The sequence below is a fragment of the Staphylococcus sp. EG-SA-2 genome (assembly GCF_017152085.1).
The window spans coordinates 1-2,575 of the sequence record NZ_JACYHC010000608.1 but is presented as its reverse complement, the minus strand read 5'-3'; the positions used below and the strand labels follow the sequence as shown (position 1 = coordinate 2,575).

The 2,575-nt window shown below is 29.9% G+C and carries 3 protein-coding genes; 2 read left to right on the top strand and 1 reads right to left on the bottom strand.

The window, feature by feature from the left end; translation table 11 throughout:
* A partial coding sequence (locus IDG60_RS10850) for an MDR/zinc-dependent alcohol dehydrogenase-like family protein (protein ID WP_481906087.1) occupies positions 1-425 on the top strand: 425 nt, incomplete at its 5' end.
* 242 nt (positions 426-667) lie between these two features.
* Entirely contained in the window at positions 668-1,915 is a 1,248-nt protein-coding gene (locus tag IDG60_RS10845; protein WP_000737848.1) for an MFS transporter, read from the top strand.
* A 275-nt stretch (positions 1,916-2,190) separates the two neighbouring features.
* On the opposite strand, the gene IDG60_RS10840 is transcribed toward IDG60_RS10845, so the two are convergent.
* The coding region (locus tag IDG60_RS10840; protein WP_241013362.1) for a GNAT family N-acetyltransferase at positions 2,191-2,575 on the bottom strand (385 nt) is incomplete at its 5' end.

The window sequence follows — 2,575 nt, the reverse complement described above, 5'->3', positions numbered from 1 at the left end:
AACTTGGTGCCAAAGAAGTTATCGATCGACTTCCTGTTGAAGATGATCATAAAAAGCCACTCGCATCATCAACTTGGCAAGCTTGTGTAGACCCTGTTGGTGGCGAAGGTATTAATTATGTTACAAAGCGTTTAAATCATAGTGGGTCAATTGCAGTTATTGGTATGACTGCCGGTAATACTTATACTAATTCTGTATTCCCTCACATTTTAAGAGGTGTAAACATTTTAGGAATTGACTCGGTATTTACTGCTATGAAATTAAGACAGCGCGTTTGGCGTCGTCTCGCAAAAGATTTAATGCCTGAAAATTTACATGAGATCAAGCAAGTTATTACATTTGATGAACTTCCAGAACAACTTAACAAAGTAATTAAACATGAAAATAAAGGGCGCATTGTTATCGATTTCGGTGTAGATAAATAGTATTCATGAAAAAGACATCCCGTTATGCGAGATGTCTTTTTATTTTCTTTTAGATTATCTACTTAATCAACATTACACAAATTAATCAATAAAAGAATTAAATAATTAAAATTCAACTAAACGGTACACAAAGACAACAGACAGTAGAGTAAATTGTTTGTTAAATAGCAATAATACCTTGATTTAATAAATTTTATTATTATAATTAATGTAAATAACTTTCAATGAATAGGTGTGATATTTTGAAAAAGTTATATAAAAATCGTTCGTTTTCTAATTTACTTATGAGTAGAATTTTGATAAATGCTGGTGATAGTCTCTATTATGTTTCTACAACTTGGATAGTTTTACAATGGACGCAAAACCCTTTACTAGTTGGTTTAACTAATACTTTATTAATGATTCCTATGTGTATTTCATTTTTATTTGGTCCTTTAGTAGATGCCTTACCATTAAAGAAGACTCTATTTTTAACCCCTTTATTACAATGTCTATTACTATCACTAATTGCTTCTTTAAACCTAATTGGATACTTAAATGTATACGGCTTGATCATTTTAGTGGCAATTGCAATGTTTTGCACTCAAATAGGATACCCAGCTCAGTCTAAAGCTATACCTTTATTAGTAAAAAAAGATCAATTATTAGATGCAAATTCTGCTATGAGTGTCGCATATCAAGGAACAGATGTTATTATGAATTCAATAAGTGGTATTATTGTTGCAGCAATAGCTTTTTTTCCACTATATTCTATTAATTCACTAATATTTCTAATAGCTTGTTTATTTATGCTGAATGTAAATATTCCTAATATAACTAACCCTGCAAGAAATAATCCTTCTTATTTACAAAATTTAAAAGAAGGTGTGCTAGGAATTAAAAATTCACTCCTACTAGTTGTTGCATTGGTAAGTGGTGTTATAAATTTTGGACTAGGACTTCTTTATACATGGATACCTTTAAAGGCTGACCATTTAGGTGGAGCCTATTATTACGGTTTATTAATGGCACTATTTTCAATAGGTTTAATTGTAGGTTCATTAATCACACCTTATATAAAAAAAATCAACTTGGGATATGGAAAATTATTAATACTCTTAAATACTATTTCAGGTTTAATATTAATTTTAGTTAACTATATTCCGCGAAATTTTTTTATAATTTTGTTTCCAGTAGCTTTTATGACAATTAGTATTACCAATATATCCTTAGCTTCTATTCAACAAAAGGTTATTCCAGAACATTTGCTTGCTAGATTAACTACAATCATAACAAGTATTTCAGCAATTTCATTACCGATGGGTAGTTTTATTGGCGGAATCCTAATAAAAAATCTTGGTATTGATTATACTCTTGTAATTGGTGGAGCATTATTTATTATTGCAAGTATCATTTTCTTTATATCTACACCTTACAGATCATTGCCTAAAATTGAAAAAATAGAGCATTATCATATATTCGGAATTCAGAAAATTGGAAACAATCATTAAAATTATACATTTTTATTAGTTCAATATACTTAAATAGGTTTTCAAAATAGATTTAGTATTAGAATTGATCTATGAAACTGACTCACAAAATGTCAAAACTCAAGAAGAATTGTTTACTGAATACAAAAATTTTAAACAAAAAATCACTAATGATTTATTAGATAAAACTAGTTAATTAAATGCTTTTCTTCGTCTAATCATTGGTATATCTATCTAAATCGGGAAATATTTTCCCATCAAAAAGACATCCCGTTTTGCGAGATGTCTTTTTATTTTTAAAACTTAATATACATTCCACCTGAATCTGGTTCCGTAGGTATAAATCCAAATTTTGTATATAATTTATCCGCCGGGTAGTCTGCGATCAGACTAACGTATGCACTTTCGACAGATACATTTTTAATATACTTCATAATATGTTCCATAATTTGACTGCCGTAACCTTGACCTTGATAACTTTTCGAAACAGCAATATCAACAATTTGAAAAGCAGTTCCGCCATCGCCAATTACTCTACCCATACCAATTAACCAATCTTTATCATACAAGGTTACTGTAAATAAGGCATTAGGTAATCCTTTTTCAGCTGCTTCGCGCGTCTTTGGACTCATACCTGCGTTAATCCTTAATGCGCAATAATCCTCGCAAGTCGGAATATCA